This window comes from Collinsella aerofaciens, from assembly GCF_018785245.1.
Taxonomy (GTDB): Bacteria; Actinomycetota; Coriobacteriia; order Coriobacteriales; family Coriobacteriaceae; genus Collinsella; species Collinsella aerofaciens_AD.
Genome location: NZ_WQPL01000001.1, coordinates 22,473 through 43,626, shown reverse-complemented (window position 1 = coordinate 43,626; position 21,154 = coordinate 22,473). Strand labels below are relative to the sequence as shown.

The window sequence follows — 21,154 nt, the reverse complement described above, 5'->3', positions numbered from 1 at the left end:
CAAACAGCAAGCTGACAAATAAGCTCAGCAATGCAACGAGGCGGGGGCATGGGAACAAACGAGGTGCAGGGCACCGAGCCGCAACACCACAACGAGATCGACCAGCTCAACACCTGTCTCGTCGAGTTGTCGAAGCTCTACGGCGCACAGCAGCCCGAGGCCGAGCGCCTGCTCGCAGAAGCAACCAATGCCGCCGCCCACCTAAACGACCGCATCGTGCAACTCAAAGCCGATGCCTACATCGATTCGCTCACGGGCCTGCCCAACCGCACCGCCTACGACTATGACATTGCATGTGTTTGGGATCGACAGCTCGAACACACGATTGCCTATATCGATATCGACGGTCTTAAAGTCTGCAACGACCATTTTGGACACCCAGCAGGCAACCGCTACATCATCAAGGTCGCCAACTGCCTTAAGCTGCACTGCCGTCCCGATGAGCGCCTCTACCGTATAGGCGGCGACGAGTTCGTGCTCATCTCTATAACCGATTCGGTTGAGATGCTCAACCAGCGGCTCGAGGCTTGCCGGGCTTCTCTTGCCACCTCGACGTTCGATGATGGCCAGACTCCCATGAGCTACAGCTACGGTTGCGCCCACGCCAATCCCCAGGCAGGCGATGTGCTCCACAAGATGGTAGCCGAGGCAGACCGGCGCATGTACGACTACAAACTCGCCAACGCCGCACGCAAACGTATGAATATAGCGTTCAACGAGCGGTATCACGCACTCGATACCTTTGACGATTTTTTTGACGTGCAGGACCGCATCTTCCAGGCGCTATCGCTCACGGATACCGGACGCTACCTGTTTCTTTGCAACGTCGACACCGATCAGTCCCATTGGTCTCAAAACGCCGTACAGGATTTTGGTCTACCATCCGGAAACGTCTATCAGATGGATAAGGTATGGTCGCAACACATCCATCCCGACGACATCGATGCCTGGCGCCAGGATATCGAAGCGGTGATGTCCGGCAAAAAACGCCGTCACAGCATGAGCTATCGCGCCAAGGATGCAAGCGGCCGATACGTTACTGTCACGTGCTCCGGCATCCGTCTTGACGGCAACGAAAGTGAGCCCACGCTGTTTGCCGGCTCCATCACAAACGCGAGCATTGTCGAAAGTACCGATCCCGCTACCGGTGTGGGCGATGTGCGCGCACTGATAGCGGCTATCGAGAAGCGTAGGGAACTCGCCAAGCCCACCGATTTGGTGGCGCTTAAGTTCGAGAACGTCGACCGTATCAATGCCGCCTACGGCTATCAAACGGGCAACGATGTTCTCATGGAGCTCACCGGGCGCATCCTGTCTCAGCTCCCCGGATCGTCCGAGTTCTTCCGCTCGTATGGTCTGCAGTTTGTTCTTATGTTTGACAGCCAGCCCGACATCGATCTTTCCGATGTTGCCCAAAGGCTGCGGCAAACGCTCATGGCCCCCATCACGGTGCATGACATCGCTATCGTCCCTGTCGCCCATATGGCTTTTGCGCGTTATTCGTCTATCGTCTCGCAGCCGCTCACGGTGCTGTCCGGCCTCAATCGCCGCCTTGACGCCGAGATGCGCAGCACGGCTCCGACACATCACAGTCCAAGCACTTTGACCCAAGTCGGTGGTTTTGCCGCGTACGACCGACGGGACAAGATGACCGGGCTCATGCGCGGCAATGATTTTCTACACGTCGCCGACACGCATCGTTCCGCGCACCCCAACGAAGACCGCGCCATTGTCGCCATCGACCTGGGACGCATGCGTGTCTTTAACGAGTGGTACGGACGCCAGGCAGGCGATACCCTCATTGCCGAGGTAGGAAGCGCGCTACAGACGTTACAAGCCGATTGCGGCGGGATCGCCGGGTACTGGGGCCAGGACGACTTTGTCGCCTATCTCCCCGGCGACCGCAGGACCATCGATACACTCTACGAACGCATCCGGCGCATCGTCGCCACGCGCGACGACTCGGTCGGCTTTTTGCCCGCCTTCGGCGTTTGCCCCGTAGGTTCAGAAGAGCGCATCAACATTTTGCTCTACGACCACGCAAAGGCCGCGCTCACCCGCGCGCGCCACGATTTTAGAGACCGCATCAAGTTCTTTGAACCCGAGACCTACGCGCAACGCGAGCGCGAGGACCATCTGCTCTCGGCATTCCAGCACGCTCTAAACCAGGGACGGATAACCTTCCACATCCAGCCGCAATGTGACATGGAAACCAATAAGATCATAGGCGGCGAAGCGCTAGCCCGCTGGAAAGACGAGGATGGCAGCTTTATCTCACCCGGTACGTTTGTACCGCTGCTCGAGCGCAACGGCTTCGCGGTGACGCTCGATCGCCATATTTGGAGCCTCGTTTTTGCATGGCTCTCCGAGCGTTTGGCTCAGGGATTGCCCTGCGTGCCCATCTCCGTCAACATAAGCCAAACCGATTTGATCTCGGTTGACGTCGCCAAGCAGCTCGAACGCCTGGCAATGCGGTATGCCGTTCCCACGCATTACGTTAAGGCCGAAATCACCGAAAGTGCGTATGCCAATAATCCCGAGGATGTTACAACGCTCGCCAGCAAGCTCCGTTCTCTGGGCTTCTCTGTGCTCATCGACGATTTTGGCAGTGGATCGTCGTCGCTCAGCATGTTGCAAAAGATTGACGCCGATGTGATCAAACTCGACGGCCGTTTCATGCCCCTCGAAACCAGTCAGGCAAACAAGGGAGAAAGCATCGTCAAGTCTGTCATCAACATGTCTTGGCAAATCGGCATGTCCGTCATAGTCGAGGGCGTCGAGACCGACAAGCAAATCGCTTTTCTGCATGAACTCGGCGTGCGCTATGTCCAAGGTTTTTACTACTACCGCCCCATGCCGATCAATTCGTTCGAGGAGCTCATTGCCGACAGCGCATCCATTGACCCGCGCGGCATCCTTTTGCAGAACAGCAGCCGTACGCTGCCGCCGCAACATGGCGCCACCTGTTAACGACAAACGACTTTAGCCCCCACCGCGCAGCGCAACCAGCGCGCCGCAGCGCCTCGACCCAAGAAAGCAGCGTAGCTATGGATAGCGCCAACAACTATACCGAGACGCTCGAAGAGACCGTCCGCGGCCTTCTCAAGCGTCAGGAGGATCTGATCAGGACTGCCTTTACCGACCAGCTTACCGGGCTTGGCAACCGCGGCGGCTTTACCCGTTCCCTCGAGGAGCTCTGGGAGCAGGACACCCCCGTTACCATGGCGTACGTCGATATCGACAACCTCAAGCACTGCAACGACGTCTTTGGGCATGACGAGGGCAACCGCTATATTTTGCAGGTAAGCTTCTATCTTAAGCTGTATATGAAGGTGGACGAAGCGGCGTTTCGCATAGGCGGCGACGAGTTTGCCATCCTATCTACGATTGCGACCGAGGACGACCTCGCCGAACGTCTGGAACGCTGCCGAACGGTCCTGCTCAAAAACAACGATTCCGAGATGCCCCGCTCGTTTAGCTACGGAGTGTCACATGCCGACCCCGCCCTGGGCGAAGCCCCCAATCGTGTGACGCTCGATGCCGACCATCGCATGTACGACTACAAGCTACGTCATGCCGTGCACCTCGATCGACGCAATATCACGCAAGTCCACGCCGACGACTTCGAAATAAGCGATCGTATTTTCGACGCCTTTTCGATGCTCAACGAGGGCCGCTATTTCTTTATCGAGAACTTGGACAAACATCGCACCCTTTGGTCACAAGGTGCCTTGCGCGATCTTGGCCTTCCCTCGGAGCACATAGACAACTGTCGCGATTACTGGAAAACGCACGTCCATCCCGATGACCTTGAGGCTTTTACCGACGACATCGACCAAGTCTATAACGGCTCCAAGCACCATCGAGTCATGCAGTATCGTGTACGCAACGCCACGGGCGACTACGTGCTCTGCCGTGCTCGCGGTTTTCGCATCGATGGGGACGAAAACGAGCCCTCGCTCTATGTTGGCGAGCTCGTCAATCATTCCCTTGCCGAGACCGTCGACGCCGCCACGGGGCTTGGAACGCAACGCATGCTGGTCAACGCTATCGATGCCTGTCGCCGCGACCACTGCAAAACAGGACTCATCGCCGTGCGCGTTCGTGGCACGACGAAGCTCAACGAGCTCTATGGAGCCGAGGCGGTCGACAACATGCTTGCCGAATACGCAGGCCGCATGCTGTCGATCACCCGCGGCAGGAGCAGGGTCTACCGTTCACGTAGCGCCCAGTTCGTCGTGCTCAGCAACGACCTGGACCACGAGGCATTCGAGCAACTGACCCGCCACCTTAAAGAGGCCGTTTTCGCTCCTGTGCAAATCGCGGGCGACACCATTACTCCCGTCTGTCTTGTCGTCCCGGCCTTTTACGAGCGCCTGGACTCCCAAACATCTGCTGTTTTGTGCGAACTTGACCGCCGCCTTCGCACAGCTGGCGGGCTTGTCCCCAACGACAGCCTCCCTATACCCGAGGTCGAACGCAAAAGCGCAATCGCCGAACGCATCGATATGCTCACCGGTCTCTACCGACCCAGCGAGTTTATGCGCCGTGCCAATGCCTTCATCAAGGCAAGGCGCGACGGCGCCTGGTGTATCGCCACCGTCGACATGGGCCACATGCGCCTGTTTAATGAATGGCACGGCCAGGCCGAGGGCGACCGCGTACTCGCCGATGTGGGCACGGTCCTCAAGGACATCGAGAATGCCGATATGGGCGTCGCAGGATACTGGGGCCAAGATGACTTTTGCGTACTCATCCCCTTTAAGCACATCACCGTCCATCAAATCTACAATCGCGTTCGCGAGGCCGTAGCCAGGCATGATGACGGCGTAGGTTTTTGGCCGTCCATGGGCGTTTACCCCATCGACTCCAATGAGGAGATCACCATCGATGCGCAGGCGAAGGCCATGTTTACCAATCGGCGCGCAAAAAACGACTTCAAGGAGCGCATTGCCATTTTCTGCCCCGCGGAGTACGAGCGCGAAGTCGTGTTCCACCGCACGCTGACCGAATTCCAGTACGCGCTCTCGGACGGTCGCATTACCTACCACTTGCAACCCCAGGTCGATATGGAAACCGGCGAGATTATTGGTGCCGAAGCACTCACCCGCTGGATTGACAAGGACGGCTCTCTCATTTCGCCCGCAACGTTTATCCCCGCACTCGAGGAAAGCGGCTTTGTAGTGACGCTCGACAAGTACATTTGGCAGGGTGTCGCCTCGTGGCTGCGCGAGCGTCTCGATCGCGGGCTTCGCGTGGTTCCGATCTCGCTTAATGTGTCACGCGTGGATATCCTTGCCTGCGACGTTGCCAAACATATGGGGGCGCTTGCCGCCCAATACAACCTACCGCCCGAGCTCATGCGTATCGAGATCACCGAGACGGCTTATACGGGAGAGTCCGAGGCCGTGGACAAACTGACAGCCGACCTGCACACCCGCGGCTTCTCGACCTATATGGACGATTTTGGCACCGGCCAGTCCACGCTCGCGATGCTCAAGAACGTCAACGTCGACGTCATCAAGCTCGACCGTACGTTTGTGTCCATCGACGGCGATCATGGCCGCAGCACGCAAATCATTTCATCGATGCTCGAGATGGCGCATTCGCTCCATCTGCCCGTCGTGGTCGAAGGCGTCGAGACAAATGAGCAGGCGAACGTGCTACGGCAAATGGGCGCCCGCGACGCTCAAGGCTTCCTCTACTACCGTCCCATGCCAGCGAAGGATTTTGAGGCATTGCTCGATGGTGGCAACAACAACTGATACGCTCGCGCGCAAAACGCCACCGTCGAAGGGGTCATTTGTCTCCATTAACTAACTTATATCCCCAATTCAAACCGAATTGGGGATATGATACAAACCGCTGTTCCGCCCAAGGAGGTTATCCATCATGAACGAATCATATCGCCTGGGCGAGCAATCGATTATTGCCTATCTTCAGCGACTTGCGAATGGCATCTCGACCGCAGAACTCGATGTTGCCGCGCTGCCTGCTGAGCTACGCGCCGTTGGCGAGCAACTGCAAAAAACGCACGCCATCCTGCAGCAAGAGCGCCGGCTGCTTGAGAGCAACGCCTATATCGACCCGCTCACCAACTTGGGCAACCGCAACGGATTCGACCGTCACGTCGAGCAACTCTGGCACAAAGGTGACCCCTTCACCTGCGCCTATATTGACATCGACCATCTCAAACATTGCAATGATAGGTTTGGCCACGCCGAAGGCAATCGCTATATTCTGGGCATCTGCCGCACGCTCTCCGAAACCATGGAGCACGATGAGATGCTGTTCCGTATCGGTGGAGACGAGTTTGTGCTTATCTCGCTCTCCGCAAACGAGACTGAACTCGAGCAGCGCTTGGAGCAGGTACGTGCCGGGCTGATCGAGGCGAGCTCAGGTGGCAAGGCGCCCATGATCGGCAGCTTTAGCTTTGGCTGCTCGCGCGTCGATCCACTTGCCGGCGACACGCGTCGCCAGATGACGATGGATGCCGATCGCAAGATGTATCGCTATAAGCTTATGCATCGTGTGCAGCAACCGAAAGACGATGACGCGCCGCAACGCCCAATCGTCGATCAGCCTCCCTGCAACGACCGGGTGTTCCAAGCGATCTCCATGAGCTCCGAGACGCGCTATCCCTTTATCCTCAATCTCGATACGGGCGAATCGCAATGGTCGGTTAACGCCGTGCGCGATTTTGACCTGCCCTCCCAGCACCCTTTTAACTCACTCGACATGTGGCTCGCCCGCGTTCATCCCGAGGACCGCGACAACGTACGCGCCGAGCTCGACATGGTAATAAACAGCACGTGGCACTTCCACTACATGCAGTATCGCGTAATGGATGCCACCGGAACGTACGTGCTTTGCGACTGCACGGGCTACCGCTTGGACGGCACCGATACCGAGCCCAGCATGTATGTGGGCATTATCGTCAACCGAAGCCTAGCGGATACGACCGACTCGGTAACGGGCCTGGGCGATGTCCACGCACTGGTCAACGCTATTGGAGAGATGCGCCACGTGCCGCACGAGGCAGGCTTTATTGCCATTAAGGTCGACGATATCGCCGAGGTCAATGCCCGCTTTGGATTCGATGCAGGCGACCGCGTGCTCGCCGAAAGCGCCGCCTGCCTCATGGATTGTTCGCGCGGCAAGGGCCGCCTGTTCCGCTCGACGGGGCCGATGTTCGTGGCACTCTTCGATGAGCTCGGCCCCGAGGCGATCGACGAGATCGCAAGCGACATCGAACGGTTCCTGGGTTCTCCCGTGCTCATCGGCTCGCTTGAATATCAGCCGCCCATTCGCGTGGCCACGCTCCATCTGGACGGCGTCGACCGTCAGCCCGTTTCCATTTTGAACGAGCTCAAAGCGTTGCTCGGGAAAGCCGTGCAGGTGCCAGGCACCAAACTGGATTAGCGCCGCGCCCGCGCCGCCTCCCCCATCGTGCGATAATCCTCTGCAGAAGTCACCAAAAGCAGAGGGAGTTTGTGATGAAGGTTCTTTTGGTCAATGGCAGCCCCAAGGCAAACGGCAACACCGCCCGCGCACTCGCCGAAGTCGCCGAGCAGCTCATTGCCGAAGGCATTGATACCGAGGCGTTTCAGCTGGGCGCCAAGCCCATTCGCGATTGCATCGGTTGCGGCCAGTGTGGCAAACTTGGCGGTCGCTGCACCTTTGACGACGACGTGGTGAACGAGCTCATCGCTGCCGCCGAGCAGGCAGATGGCTTTGTCTTTGGCTCACCTGTCTACTATGCGCATCCCAGCGGACGCATCCTCTCGGCCCTCGATCGCGTATTCTATGCCGGAGGCAAAGCCTTTGCACACAAGCCGGGCGCTGCCGTCGCCGTCGCCCGTCGCGGCGGTACGTCGACGACCTTCGACGTGCTCAACAAGTACTTCACCATCAACCAAATGCCCGTGGTTGCTTCCACCTACTGGAACAACGTGTTTGGCCGCGTGCCCGGCGACGCCGATGGGGATGCCGAGGGCCTTGCCACCATGCGAAACATCGGCAAAAACATGGCTTGGCTCCTGCGCTGCATCGAGGCGGGACAAGCCGCCGGTATCAACGCGCCCGAGGCAGATCGCGCAACGACCAACTTCATTCGATAGAGCGGCGGGGCCATGAATATTCAAATCTTCGGGACTAAGAAGTCGTTCGATACCAAGAAGGCCCAGCGCTATTTTAAGGAGCGCCGCATTAAGGTGCAGTTTATCGACCTTAAGGAAAAGGAGATGAGCAAGGGCGAGCTCACGAGCGTGATGCAGGCGGTCGGCGGCATCGACAAGCTGCTCAACCCCAAGGCCAAGGACGAGGAGATGCTCGCGCTCATCCAGCACCTCACCCCTAGCCAGCGCTTCGACAAGCTGCTCGAGAACCAGCAGGTTCTAGCCGAGCCCATCGTGCGCAACGGCAAAAAGGCCACCGTCGGTTATTGCCCCGATGTATGGGGAGCCTGGGAGTAGCCTGTGTTATTTGCCAGCGCGTGGGTATAAGAGCAGGCGTTTGGCATATGATTCAACTGTAAGCCATGTCTAACAAAGGAGGGCACATGCCCAACAAACCCGTGAAGATCATCATGCTTACCGGATACCTCGGTGCCGGCAAGACCACGCTGCTCAACCACATCCTCGCTAACGACGGCGGCATCCGCGCCGCCGTGATCGTCAACGATATCGGCGAGATCAACGTCGATGCCAGCCTCATCGCCGACGGCGGCCTTTCCGAGACCGACGACCTCATCCCGCTCACCAACGGCTGCATCTGCTGCACGCTTTCGGATGACCTGGCCAACCAGCTGCAGGGCATCGCCGATTCGGGCAACTTCGACTACATCATCATCGAGGCATCGGGCATTTGCGAGCCCATCCCCATCGCCTACACCATCTCGAGCTTCTGCGATGAGGCTAAGGTGGGCGGCGAGCCCAAGCTCGCGCTCGACAACATCGTGGCTGTGGTCGACTGCGCCCGCATGTACGACGAGTTCAACGGCGGTCGCGACCTGCTGGCCGAGGATATCGACGAGGACGACATCGAGAGCCTGCTCATCCAGCAGATCGAGTTCTGCTCCACGCTGATCCTCAACAAGACCGACACCGTGACGCCTGAGCAGATTGCCGAGCTCAAGGCCATCGTGCGCAGCCTGCAGAAAGACGCCGTAATTGTCGAGGCCCAAAACGGCGAGGTCCCCATGGAGGAGCTGCTCGATACCGACCGCTTCGACTTTATGCGCGCCTACAACTCCGCCGTCTGGATCGAGGCCATGGAGCATCCCGAGGAGCACGACGACCCCGAGGTGCTCGAGTACGACATCGAGACCTTTGTGTACTCGCGCCGCAAGCCGTTTGACCTGCAGAAGTTCACCGATTTTGTTGAGCAGGAGTGGCCCGACGAGGTCATCCGCGTCAAGGGCCCGCTGTGGCAGACCGGCGATCCGGACATGTGCTACATGTTTGAGCAGGCCGGCCACCAGATGCGCCTGATGGAGAACGGCCTGTTTGTCGATTCGGCGCCCGAGGGCGAGAAGCAGAAGATCATCGACGAGAACCCCGAGATCATGCAGATTTGGGACGACGAGACGGGCGACCGCATGACGAGCCTGTGCATCATTGGCCGTCACATGGACAAGGATGCGCTCATCGCCTCCCTCGATGCCTGCCTGACCGACTGGCACCGCGCCTAGGTTTATCCAAGCGGGTATTTTTCCGCCTACGTAACCGCCAAACCACCACGAAGGTGCTCTTCGTGGTGGTTTTTCGTTCTGAGCCAAGGAGATTCATGTTCAACATTGTGCTGTATGCGCCCGAGATTCCGGCCAATACGGGCAATATCGGCCGCACCTGCGTGGTCACCGGCGCCCGCCTGCATCTGGTGGAGCCGCTGGGGTTTTCGCTCGATGACAAGACGGTACGTCGCGCCGGCCTGGGCTACTGGCAAAACTTGGACGTGACGACCTATGCCGGCTGGGAGGATTTCCTTGCGCGCAACGACCTCTCCCCTGCCGACGAGCGCCTGCATCTGCTGACCAAAAAGGCACGCCGCACCTATGCGCAGAGTACCTACCGCGATGGAGACTACTTGGTCTTTGGCAGCGAGAGCTCGGGCATTCCCGAGCCACTGCTTGCCGCGGCGTCCGAGCGCTGCGAGCGCATCCCGATGCTGCGCGATTGTGACTCACTCGATAACGCCGAGGCCTGGGAAGCCCACGAGGAATCGCTGGGACATACCGAGGACAGCCACGAGGCCATCCTTCGGCAGGATATCTGCGGCAACTTCGTCGACCCGGACGACTACCGCATCAGCGCACTCAACCTCTCCAACAGCGCCGCCATCGTCCTCTACGAGGCGCTACGACAAACGGGCTTTGCAGGGATGTGACAAAGGAGCTGTCCCTTTGTCACATTCAAGCGCCACGCCGATGACACACACGCCTAATTGATGCTCCAGATAAAGAGCCCTCACTTTTAATCAGAATTAACTAAAGTAAAATAAAGTTAAACGGCGGTGTGAAAGGAGAGCCGTGTGAAATATCTCGAGAACCCGTTTACCCCTAGCTTTGGCGAGGTTCCTGCCCATCTCGCTGGCAGACAACAGATTATTCGGGATTTGGACCGTGCCTTCTTGAGCCAGCGCAGGCGCCCAGAATTGACCTCGATCTTCTCAGGCGCGCGTGGAACCGGTAAAACCGCTCTCATGTCGTCGCTCGCGACAAGGGCGGAATCCCACGGCTGGATAGCCGTAAAGACGACCGCGCTCCCGGGAATGCTTGAGGAACTCGAGTTCGGGGCGAAACGCGCCGCAGCCCATCTCATCGACCCGTCCAACCACTTCGAAGTCACCGGCCTCGGAATTGCACCGCTCGGCAGCATCGAGGTCAATCGTGTCCACGATGCCTCAACCTGGCGTTATCGCATGAGCGACATCATCGACCAGCTCAACGAGGCGGGCACCGGTCTGCTCGTCACGGTTGACGAGGTGGACCCGACACTCGACGAGATGATTCAGCTCGCAGCGACGTATCAGCACTTTGTGACCGATGGGAAACGCGTCGCCCTGCTCATGGCGGGACTTCCCAACAACGTCTCGACGTTGCTGAACCACAAGACGGTCTCGTTCCTTCGTCGCGCCCAACAATATCATCTGGGTCGCATTGCCGACTATGACGTACGCGAGGCCTTGATTCGCACGATCCAGGAAAACGATCGCCTGGCAGATGCTGAGGGAATCGATAGAGCCGTTCGCTCGATCTCTGGTTTTCCCTTCCTATTGCAACTCGTAGGCTACCGTGCCTGGGATCTCACAAGCGATTCGAAGGAGATCTCGTCACGCGACTTTGACCTGGGAATCAAAATCGCGCGCGACGAGATGGACGACCGAATCCTCGCGGCAACCTATCGGAAACTCACTGCAGAGGACAAGCGATTCCTCATCGCCATGCTCGATGACGAGGAAGAGTCCACCACCGCTGACCTTGTCGTGCGCCTTAGGCGTTCGCCGCAGCAGGTCTCCCGCTACCGACGCCGCATGATAGACGCCGGCATCATCGGGGAGCGAGGACGAGGGCTCGTCGCATTTGAATTGCCATTCTTCCGCGACTATCTCTCCGCTCAGTGCGTGAAATAGGCATCAATGAGGCAAAGGGACTGTCCCTTTGCCTCATTGTCTATAGGTAACGGCCAGTAACGCTCTTGGGACAGGCAGCGATATCCGCCGGCGTGCCGGCGCAGACGATTTGCCCGCCGGCGTCGCCACCGCCCGGGCCCATGTCGATCACATAATCGGCGTTACGGATAAGGTCGAGATCGTGTTCGATCACGATAACCGTGGCGCCCTTGGAAACAAGGCCGTCGAACACACTCAGCAACACCTGAACATCGAGCGGATGCAGTCCGATCGTGGGCTCGTCGAATACGAACACGGCATCGTCCTGCACGCGGCCCATCTCGCTCGCGAGCTTAAGGCGTTGTGCCTCGCCGCCCGAGAGCGCCGGCGTGGGCTCACCGAGCGTGAGATAGCCCAAGCCTAGGTCATGCAAGGTCTGCAAGCGCGCCTGGACTTTCTTGAGTCCCACCGTGGCGTCGAGGGCCTCGTCCACACTCATGTCCATGAGCTGCGGCAACGTAAGCAAGCTCCCGTCCTTGCCCTCGCGATGGATATGCGAGGCGGCCTCGGCGTAGCGCGAACCACGGCATGCCGGGCAGATGATCTCGACGTCGGGCAAAAACTGCACGTCGAGCGATATCGAGCCCGTGCCGTCACACGTAGGGCAGCGCAAGGCGCCGGTGTTGTAGCTAAAGGCGCCCGCCTTGTAGCCGGCTGCCTTAGCCTCGGGCGTACGGGCGAAGGCGCGGCGCAGCTCGTCATGAATGTCGGCATAGGTCGCTACCGTCGAGCGTACGTTGGCGCCGATGGGCGTAGCGTCAATCAGATTTGCGCGGCCAATGCCCTCGGCATCGACCCAACGCACGTGCCCCGGCAAGCGCTCGCCAGCTGCCTGCGCCTTAAGTGCAGGAATGAGCGTCTCGAGCACGAGCGTCGTCTTACCCGAACCCGAAACGCCCGTTACCGCGACAAGGCGGCCGCGCGGGATATCAACCTCGAGCAGCTTGACGGTATGGATGGCATCGGTTGCCATGCGGATATGTCCCTGGTCGAACATTTCGTCGTCAGTCACCTGCGGACGCAAGCGCTTGAGCTCGGCGCGCAAAAACGGCGCGATACGGCTGCCCTGCGATTGCTCGACCTCGTCTACCGTACCAGCGGCGATTACACTGCCGCCGCCTGCTCCGGCAACGGGGCCCATCTCGACCAGATAGTCGGCATCCGCCAGTACGCGCGTATCGTGGTCGACAACAACCACGGTGTTGCCGTCATCCACCAGATCGCGCATCACGCCCACCAAGCCGTCGACATTGGCGGGATGTAAGCCAATCGAAGGCTCGTCCAGCACATAGAGCACGCCCGTCGATCGGTTGCGCACCACGCGGGCGAGCTGAACGCGCTGGCGCTCACCCGTGGAGAGCGTGGCACCAGCGCGGTCGAGTGAAAGGTAATCGAGACCCAGGTCGACCAGACGACGGGCCACGCTCAAAAACGAATCGCAGATATCCGTCGCCATGGGCCGCATCTCGGGCGGCAAGGATGCGGGCACCCCGCGCACCCACTCAATCGCCTCGCCCAGCGTCATGGCCGCGGCCTGCGCCAGATTGATACCGCACACCTGGGGCTGGCGCGCAGCCTCGGAGAGACGCGCGCCGCCGCAATCGCGGCATGCTCCCTCGCGCAAAAAGCGCGCAACGCGTTTGAGGCCCTTGTCGTCCTTAACCTTGGCGAGCGCATTCTCGACGGTATAGACGGCGTTGTAATAGGTGAAGTCGAGCGGCGTGGCACCCTCGCCGTTTTTGGGAACGTAGAGAATGTGCTTCTTAACCGCCGGGCCGTGGAACACGATGTCGCGTTCTTCAGGCGTGAGCTGGTTAAACGGCACATCGGTGCGCACGCCCATCTCGCCAGCCACTTGCTTCATCAGATCCCACATGAGCGTACCCCAGGGAAGCACCGCGCCCTCGTTGATAGTCTTTGACTCATCGGGCACCAGGCTCACTTCGTCCACCTCACGCATGACACCGGTGCCGCCGCAGGTGGGACAGGCACCGCCGCTGTTAAAGGCAAGGTCCTCGGCGCTCGGCGCGTAGAACTCGCGACCGCATGCAGGGCACGTGAGCGACAGGCCCGCAGCCACGTTAAGGCTCGGCTCCACGCGCGCCCCGCAGTGCGGACACACGTGATGGGCGCAACGGCTAAAGAGCAGGCGCAGGCTGTTGTTGAGCTCGGTCATGGTACCAAAGGTCGAGCGCACGCCCGGCACGCTGGGGCGCTGATGCAATGCGAGCGCCGCCGGTACGTGCAATACCTCATCCACCTGGGCGTGTTCGACCTGCGTCAGGCGACGTCGAGTATAGGTGCTGAGCGCTTCCAAGTAGCGGCGCGAACCCTCGGCATAAAGAACCCCCAGTGCCAGCGAACTCTTGCCCGAACCCGATACGCCGGCAATACCCACCAGCTTTCCCAGCGGAATATCGATATCGATGTCTTTGAGGTTATGGACGCGCGCGCCGCGTACCTCGATAGCCTGCGGGCTCATCTTCTGTTCCGTCACCTTTATCACCCTACTCATGCCATAAAACTCGATCGCGAACGTACGCGCCCAGCATGGGCACGGTAAACCGGACGAGGCCGTATCCGGCAGCCTCGATGACGCGCTCGCGAATCAAGCTTGCGCGATATTTACTCGCCCAGCTTTGGGTACGATCGCAACGCTCAATGATATCCGCCATGCGCGTCGGCTTGCCCTCGTCAGCCGTCATGGCTTCAATAAAGAGGCGCTGTGGGCTGCGCAATCCGTAATACAGGGGCGCGTCGACCGCTTCATAGAACTCGGAGATGGCATCCGCATGGCCATCCTCGACATCGTGCCTTTCGATGACTTGCGAGCCACGCCGGACAGCAGACCGCCACATGTAATAGCCCACCAGCTGAACCATATAGGGATGCCCCATGCTCTTGTGTGCCGCAAGATCCGCCGTCCCCGCGTCAACGTAAAGACCAGCGTTTTTGACCGTCTGGATATATGAATCGCGCACCTTGGGCAAAGAAATCGCCCCCAGCGTACGCTGCTGGGCACGCCGCAAAAACGTCACGCTCGGCTCTTCGAGCAGATCGTCAACCATACTGGGTAAGCCGGCAAACACCAGCGCAAGACCGCGCTGGTCGCTATCGGACAAGCCCGTGGCATCCTGGTCTCCGAGCACCTGCTGATAGAGAACGGCAAGGGCCGCCAGCTCCTCGATAGACGCCGATTGCGCCTCGTCAATCGCAAACAGCATGCCTTTGCCTGGATCGAGCTTCTTAAGGCGCTCGTTGACCAGCCCGCGCAGCGTTTCACCCTTTGCACGCGCCGCCTCGACCGACATGCGCCCGAATGATGGACCGAGTTCCATTGACGTCACAACGGGTTTATTCGAGCGAAGTGCATCGGCCAAGCGGTCGCATAAGCCAAGCGAAGCGGAATCGGAGACAACCGCCCATCCGCGCTCATTGGCTAGACGTTGCAGCTCCCGCAGGAGAACCGTCTTGCCGCAACCGCGGTTTCCCGTAATGAGCATGAGCCTGCCCGGCGCTCCGGCGCCGTTATCGAGCCCTTCCTCGAAATCTTCGATGACCGACTCGCGACCGATGAGTATCGGAGGCCGCTTGCCAGCCGTGGGCTTAAAGGGATTTGGATTCATGTCGGCCTCCTCGGATTGGCAAACCTTGGCAATAGTTATACCAACTTGTACCGAGTTATACCAATAGCATGTGACAAAGGAACTGTCCCTTTGTCACATGTGGCCGAAAAACTCGGCGTCTGCTGCTCGCCAGGGGCGAAAGGTGGCGGGATCGACCTTTACGTGCGCCGTGGCGGGGACGTCGTGCCACTTGACGGTGTAGCCGGCGCCATGAGAGCAGAAGACCGAGTCGGGCGTATTGGGCAGATCGGCCTCGGGCTTATAGGCGGCCGTCTCGATGACGCGCTCAGCATCATGACAGGGCGCGTGGCCGGCAAACTCCAGGTACAGATGCCCGCGGCCACTCGTATAGGCAGCCACCTCCAGCGCGTAATCCTGCACTTCGGATGCCGGCACGCGGCCCATGAGCTTGGCGCGGTCTCCCGCCATCGTCGGCGGCTCGTACTCGGCACCCATACGCGTAACATCCGAAAGCGCCCGGCCCACACACTCCCCCGGCACCTCGAGCTCAAAGTGGTACCACGGCTCCAACAGCACCGCCGCGCCCGCCTCACGCGCCTGCATGAACCCCTGGCGAATCGCGCGGTACGTGGCCTGGCGAAAATCGCCGCCCTCGGTGTGTTTGGCATGCGCACGGCCGCCCGTGAGCGTAATGCGCACATCGGTGACGGGCGAGCCAGTCAGCACGCCCAGGTGATCGCGCTCCATGGCGTTGGTGAGCGCCAGACGCTGCCAGTTCAAGTCGAGCTCGTCAGTCGAGGTCACGGTGCCAAATTGCACGCCCGAGCCCGCCGGTAACGGCTCCAAACGCAGATGTACCTCGGCATAGTGGCGCAGCGGCTCAAAGTGGCCCACGCCCTCGACCGGCTGCGAAATAGTCTCCTTATAGAGAATGCCGCCGGGCTCAAACGCAATCGAAAGGCCAAAACGATCTGCCAACACCCGCTGCACGACCTCGAGTTGCACGGCGCCCATCAGCTGCAGGTGAATCTGCTCCAGATGAGTATTCCAGCTTACGCCGAGCATAGGATCTTCGTCCGCCAACTCAGTCAGTGCTTTGAACACCGTATGGACATCGTGTTCGCCTGGAAGCACCGTATAGGTGAGGACCGGCGCAATGACGGGCGCATCGCCCGCGGGCTCTGCGCCCAGGACGTCCCCCGGGCGAACGTGCGCAAGACCCGTCACGGCACAAATACCGCCAGCGGCAACTTCCTGGGCAAGCTCATACTTTTCGCCGTTATAGATGCGTACCTGATCGATCTTTTGCTCCCAAGTGGAGGCGCCAGAGCATCCCTCGACAACTTGCTTTGCACGCAGCACACCGCCCGTCACCTTGACCCAGGCAAGACGCTCGCCACGGTCTCCACGACTCACGCGGTAGACACGCGCGGCGAACTCCTGGGGCCATGTTCGCTCGTACATCAGAGTGCACATACCGTCGAGTAGCTCGTCCACGCCTTGGTCCTTGAGCGCCGAGCCGGCAAAGCAGGGAAAGAGCTTGCGCTCGGCGACCATGCGCGACAGCGTTGCGACGGAAAGCTCACCCGCCTCAAGAAACTCGTCGAGCGCCGCCTCGTCTAACGCAGCGGCGTCCTCCTGAACGGCGCCGCCCGCCAGCAGTTCGTTGGCGTCCAGGCAGCCCTCGGAAAGACGTTGCCCAAGTTGTGCCAGCAAAACATCGCGGCCGGGATTCTCCAAATCGATCTTGTTGATATAGATGAACGTCGGGATCTCATAGCGCGCAAGCAGGCGCCACAGGGTTTCGGCATGCCCCTGCACGCCGTCGTTGGCGCCCACAACCAAAATCGCGTAGTCGAGTGCGCGCAGCGTGCGCTCCGCCTCGGCTGAAAAATCGACATGCCCTGGTGCATCCACGAGCATGACGTGGGTATCGCCATGGTCGAGCACAGCCTGCGACGAGAAGATCGTAATACCGCGCTCGCGCTCAATCTCGTTCGTATCCAGATGCGAATCGCCATCGTCCACGCGGCCGCGCTTGCGAATGCGGCCCGCGTTGAATAGCATGGCCTCGGCCAACGTGGTCTTGCCGGCATCGACATGCGCCAAGATTCCAACGACCGCTTGCTTCGACATGGCTCTCCTCTTATTGCAAGCCCATCGCACGCGGCAACGGGCGTCCTCATTCCACACTGGATGATACAATTTACGGGCCGGCGGGCGAAGCGGGCCCTATCCCCCGACCGAGCTCATCGCCCTGCGTTGCCGCGCGGCGATTTTCGTAGGTTCGCGCCTTGCGAAAGCCGGCTTGCAAAACAGCCAGCGAACGAAAATGTCCCCACCCGGGGCCATTTTCGTTCGTGCAAATTGTTGATACGCGTCCCCGCTCTTATGCCTCGCGCAGCCAGTCAAACGCAACACGCGGTGTACCGTCGGACACATACACGATGCCGGCGCGCTCAAACCCCGCCTTGAGGCTCGCGCCCTGCATGGGCAGGTTGTCCTGATGCGTGTCGATGCGCAGGTGATCGGCACGCTCCTTGGCAAAGGCAAACATCGCAGCCGCGATACCGTGCACGGTGCCGTCGGATGCCACACGGTGCAGCACGGCGTACGGAGTGTCGCTACGCCATTGACCGTCCTCAATTACGTCATAGCACTCGTCCGGGCCCTGTAAAAATGCAAACGTCGCCACCACGCGGCCGTCGACTTCGCACACGTAACTGCCACCAGCGGCAATATCGGCAGCCAGTTGCTCGGCCGAAGGCGTGCCCTCGGGCCACTGCGTGGCGTTGCCATGTGCGCGCATAAAGGCGCGGGCCGCGTCATAGATAGCCATGACGGCGGGAATGTCGGTATCGAGGGTTTTTCTGATCATCACGCGGCGACCTCACGTTTATTGGTATCACTTTGATTGAGCAATGATACCAGCGTTTGAAGAGGGGCGCGAAGCAGATGGGGAGCAAAAAGCGAGCCGCCTGGTCAAAGGCCAAAAGCGAGTTTTTGGGCGCTGCTACCGGCGGCGATATGAGCGACCTGTTTGCGCGCGAGGATGAGCGCCGCGACGCCCTGGACGCCGAGCGCGATGAAGCCTGGCGCTACAAGTCGTGCGAACGCAAAAACCGTTACGACACGCGTGCCGAGGCCGAGGCAGTCATGGCCGACTGCGAAAACCATGGGCGGCGTGGTTTGGCCTGCTACAAATGCGAATACTGCGGCGGCTGGCACCTGACGTCGCACCCTTGGAAATAGGCGCCGCATCGGTACGGCACTGACGGAGTGCCAGCCATCGCACGCAAGCTACGGGCGCGGCGGCACTAAAACATCGTAACGAACTGCCTTGCCCGCAAGTTGATAGCTCGGCTTAACGCCGGCAAGCAGCGGCCCCTTCACCGGCCGCTTGATAACGACCTTGCGCGGATGCACCGCAAGCGCAGCTTCGACCAGCGTCTCCTCATCGGCGCACGGCTGTTCCAGATGATGTAGGAGCTGGAACTTCTTTTTGACCGCCGCACTTTTAGTACGCTCGGGAAACATGGGGTCCAGATACACCACGTCGGGAGCCGCGAGCTCGCCCTGCCCGATCAGCTCAGCTGTATGGCGAAGGCCGGTAATACTGTCCTCGCCCGCATGTAAGCGCATGCGCGCCACGGCTGTCGCAAGCGCCGGATCATCTGCCGCGCGATCCAAAGCATCCTTGAGGAGTGCCGCGATCACGCAATCCTGCTCATACAGATCGACGGTAAAGCCCGCGGCCGCCAACAGCAGCGAATCCTCGCCAAAGCCTGCCGTGGCATCAATCGCCCATGGGCGCTCGATACCTTTTGTGCGCGCAGCCTTTACCAGCAGCTCTTGCTGCAAACGGCCCTGCTTGAGCCGCGGATGCATGCGGGTGAAATCGGCGCGCAGCTCCATCGTGCCGTCGGTGAGCGTGAGTCCCTCGGACTTCCCGGTCAGCTCAAGCCCCGCGGCCCGAGCAACAGAAAAGGGATCGACTACGCCCATGAGTACTCCTTAGCAAGCAAAACGAATACGTGAGCGCCGTTTGTGTCGGCACCCCACCGTCCGCTATTGTCCCACATGCGACATGGCCCACAGCATCCCAATGCAAAGCACCGCCATCAATCCCGTGCACACGGCAGCGATCACGGAATCACTCATGCGCCTTCCCAACGACCGCGGCTCACGCACTTGCCCTGCTCCGTACATCATGGCTCCTCCTTCGGTCCAGCTCTTACCATGGCCCCATCATCTCAGCGCCGCACATGAGCTGCCATCGATTTGGCTTACGTCCAGCTTTCCTTTTTGAAAGGTTGGACCGTACAGGCAAGAGACGCTTTCAAGCGCATGCATCGCCCCGTTGAACTACAATGTGCTTCACAATATGTGCAGCACATGAGGTGCGCCAGGTTGGCGTACTCGTATCGAAAGGACCAGCCATGAGCTCCGCTCGTAAGACTCTCAAAATCCTTGCCCTCGTCTACTTTGTTTTGGGCATCGCCAGCCTCGTCATCGGAATTGCCGGCATTGTTACCGGCAATTTTGGATCCGCTTACGGATCGAACGCCACGCTCGCCGCTGTTGTGGTGATTGTTAAGGGCCTCGTCGACCTTGCCGCAGGCGTCGCCGGTATCAAGGGCGCCAACAAGCCTTCGCAGGTGGATGGCGCGTTTAAGCTCGGCATCGTTGCCGCAATCGCCACGATTGTGCAGGCCGTGCTCACGCTTCCCGCGCTCGGCGGCAGCTCCGTCAATATCGTCGCCTTTGTCATCGTAGTGTACGACCTGTTCTTTGTTCAGCAGGCACACGCCGTTAAGGCCGAGAACAAGGACCGCCTGTAAGCGCTCGCTTCTCATAACCTCTGCAGCCAGGCAGCTAAAAAGGGCCGATCGCGCATCTCCGCGGTCGGCCCTTTGCATTTGCCCAGATAAAACCTGCCAAAATAAACCTGTCCCTATTTGGCAGGTTGTTAGCTGTGGCGGTACTCGGCGATGATGAAGTCGATGTCGGTTTGAAGTGTGTCCAAATTTGCCAGGCGCTCTTTGTCGGCAGGGCGTGTGCGGTAGTAATACGGCGTCATCTGGAACACCGCCTCGATGTCGTCCTGGGTCTGAAGCGTAATATTCGCAGACACCCGCTGCGTTCCGACCAACTCGAGCTCAGTGGTCTGCGGCAGCTTCTCGTCGTTAAGGTACGGTGTATCGTAGAGCACTTCCTTAAGCCCAAACAGATGACGGGCACCTGGCACGACGGTGTAGAGCGAGCCCTCGGGCGCCAGCACGCGGGCAAACTCACGCTCGTTAAAGGGAGCGAAGAGCTCGGTCACCATATCGAAGGCGCCATCAGCCACGGGTATGTCCTTCATGTTGGCCACGAAGTAGGTCGCATCGCCGCGCTTGGCGGCAAGGCGCACCATCTCTTTGCCCAAATCGAACCCGTAAGCGTCCACGCCCGGCACCGCGCCCATGGCGCTGGTGTAGTAGCCCTCGCCACAGCAAATATCGAGCAGCGTCATGGGGCCATTCGTAGACGCAGCGCGCCCAGACGCCTGCTTGCGCACCAGCTCGACCATCGCATCGCGCAACGGCGCATAGTAACCGCGGTTCAGAAAGTCGCGACGGCTGCGCGCCTGTGATTTGGGATCACCCATGGAGTCGCCGCTCTTGGACGAGCGTAGTAGATATAGATAGCCTTCGCGCGCACGGTCAAACCGGTGCCCGCCCGCGCATACAGCACCGCGCTCATCGTCCACCAACGGCTCATGGCAAACGGGACACAACAACATGACAACTCCTTAGCGCGAACAACACAACGCCCACCATTGTCGCACGCCTTCCCCACCTAGTCATTGGGGACGTTCTTGAATGACTAGTCGTTTAAGGACGTCCCCAATGGCT

The 21,154-nt window shown here is 59.7% G+C and carries 16 protein-coding genes; 10 read left to right on the top strand and 6 right to left on the bottom strand.

Annotated elements, in window-relative coordinates; translation table 11 throughout:
• The first annotated feature begins 48 nt into the window (after positions 1-48).
• From GPK39_RS00185 to GPK39_RS00150, 8 genes are all read left to right on the top strand, one after another.
• Positions 49-2,970: an EAL domain-containing protein gene (locus GPK39_RS00185; RefSeq protein WP_215673325.1), complete on the top strand. Its 2,922-nt coding sequence runs from the start codon at positions 49-51 to the stop codon at positions 2,968-2,970.
• A gap of 77 nt (positions 2,971-3,047) precedes the next feature.
• Entirely contained in the window at positions 3,048-5,765 is a 2,718-nt protein-coding gene (locus GPK39_RS00180) for a bifunctional diguanylate cyclase/phosphodiesterase (protein ID WP_215673324.1), read from the top strand.
• A 127-nt stretch (positions 5,766-5,892) separates the two neighbouring features.
• The gene (locus tag GPK39_RS00175; RefSeq protein WP_215673323.1) at positions 5,893-7,422 is read left to right on the top strand and encodes a diguanylate cyclase domain-containing protein; all 1,530 of its coding nucleotides are present in this window, start codon (positions 5,893-5,895) and stop codon (positions 7,420-7,422) included.
• Positions 7,423-7,496: 74 nt separating this feature from the next.
• Positions 7,497-8,120, top strand: coding sequence for a flavodoxin family protein (locus GPK39_RS00170; RefSeq protein WP_195233116.1), 624 nt, complete (start codon positions 7,497-7,499; stop codon positions 8,118-8,120).
• A gap of 12 nt (positions 8,121-8,132) precedes the next feature.
• Positions 8,133-8,474: an arsenate reductase family protein gene (locus tag GPK39_RS00165; RefSeq protein ID WP_117645782.1), complete on the top strand. Its 342-nt coding sequence runs from the start codon at positions 8,133-8,135 to the stop codon at positions 8,472-8,474.
• Between the two features lie 86 nt (positions 8,475-8,560).
• Complete coding sequence (locus GPK39_RS00160) at positions 8,561-9,691, top strand: GTP-binding protein (protein ID WP_215673322.1); 1,131 nt, start codon at positions 8,561-8,563, stop codon at positions 9,689-9,691.
• Between the two features lie 95 nt (positions 9,692-9,786).
• Positions 9,787-10,386, top strand: a complete 600-nt coding sequence (locus tag GPK39_RS00155) for a tRNA (cytidine(34)-2'-O)-methyltransferase (protein WP_215673321.1) — start codon at positions 9,787-9,789, stop codon at positions 10,384-10,386.
• Between the two features lie 144 nt (positions 10,387-10,530).
• Complete coding sequence (locus tag GPK39_RS00150; protein WP_215673320.1) at positions 10,531-11,631, top strand: ATP-binding protein; 1,101 nt, start codon at positions 10,531-10,533, stop codon at positions 11,629-11,631.
• Between the two features lie 40 nt (positions 11,632-11,671).
• On the opposite strand, the gene GPK39_RS00145 is transcribed toward GPK39_RS00150, so the two are convergent.
• The 4 genes from GPK39_RS00145 to GPK39_RS00130 all read right to left on the bottom strand — a co-directional run bounded on the left by GPK39_RS00145 (position 11,672) and on the right by GPK39_RS00130 (position 18,135).
• On the bottom strand, positions 11,672-14,185 hold the full coding sequence (locus GPK39_RS00145) for an excinuclease ABC subunit UvrA (RefSeq protein WP_215673319.1): 2,514 nt from the start codon (positions 14,183-14,185) through the stop codon (positions 11,672-11,674).
• Positions 14,178-15,296, bottom strand: coding sequence for an ATP-binding protein (locus GPK39_RS00140; protein ID WP_215673318.1), 1,119 nt, complete (start codon positions 15,294-15,296; stop codon positions 14,178-14,180). The genes GPK39_RS00145 and GPK39_RS00140 overlap by 8 nt, the downstream gene beginning before the upstream one ends.
• A gap of 93 nt (positions 15,297-15,389) precedes the next feature.
• Positions 15,390-17,393, bottom strand: coding sequence for an elongation factor G (locus GPK39_RS00135; RefSeq protein WP_215673317.1), 2,004 nt, complete (start codon positions 17,391-17,393; stop codon positions 15,390-15,392).
• Positions 17,394-17,646: 253 nt separating this feature from the next.
• Positions 17,647-18,135, bottom strand: coding sequence for a GNAT family N-acetyltransferase (locus tag GPK39_RS00130; RefSeq protein ID WP_215673316.1), 489 nt, complete (start codon positions 18,133-18,135; stop codon positions 17,647-17,649).
• 77 nt (positions 18,136-18,212) lie between these two features.
• Here GPK39_RS00130 and GPK39_RS00125 point away from each other — a divergent pair, with 77 nt between their 5' ends.
• A complete protein-coding gene (locus GPK39_RS00125; RefSeq protein ID WP_055286660.1) occupies positions 18,213-18,509 on the top strand; it encodes a hypothetical protein in 297 nt (98 codons plus the stop codon).
• 48 nt (positions 18,510-18,557) lie between these two features.
• Here GPK39_RS00125 and GPK39_RS00120 read toward each other — a convergent pair whose 3' ends face one another.
• Entirely contained in the window at positions 18,558-19,262 is a 705-nt protein-coding gene (locus tag GPK39_RS00120) for a class I SAM-dependent methyltransferase (RefSeq protein WP_055286662.1), read from the bottom strand.
• A 434-nt stretch (positions 19,263-19,696) separates the two neighbouring features.
• On the opposite strand from GPK39_RS00120, the gene GPK39_RS00115 reads away from it, so the two are divergent.
• Positions 19,697-20,098, top strand: coding sequence for a hypothetical protein (locus tag GPK39_RS00115; protein ID WP_215673315.1), 402 nt, complete (start codon positions 19,697-19,699; stop codon positions 20,096-20,098).
• Positions 20,099-20,226: 128 nt separating this feature from the next.
• Here GPK39_RS00115 and GPK39_RS00110 read toward each other — a convergent pair whose 3' ends face one another.
• The gene (locus GPK39_RS00110) at positions 20,227-21,042 is read right to left on the bottom strand and encodes a putative RNA methyltransferase (protein WP_215673314.1); all 816 of its coding nucleotides are present in this window, start codon (positions 21,040-21,042) and stop codon (positions 20,227-20,229) included.
• Between the last annotated feature and the right edge of the window lie 112 nt (positions 21,043-21,154).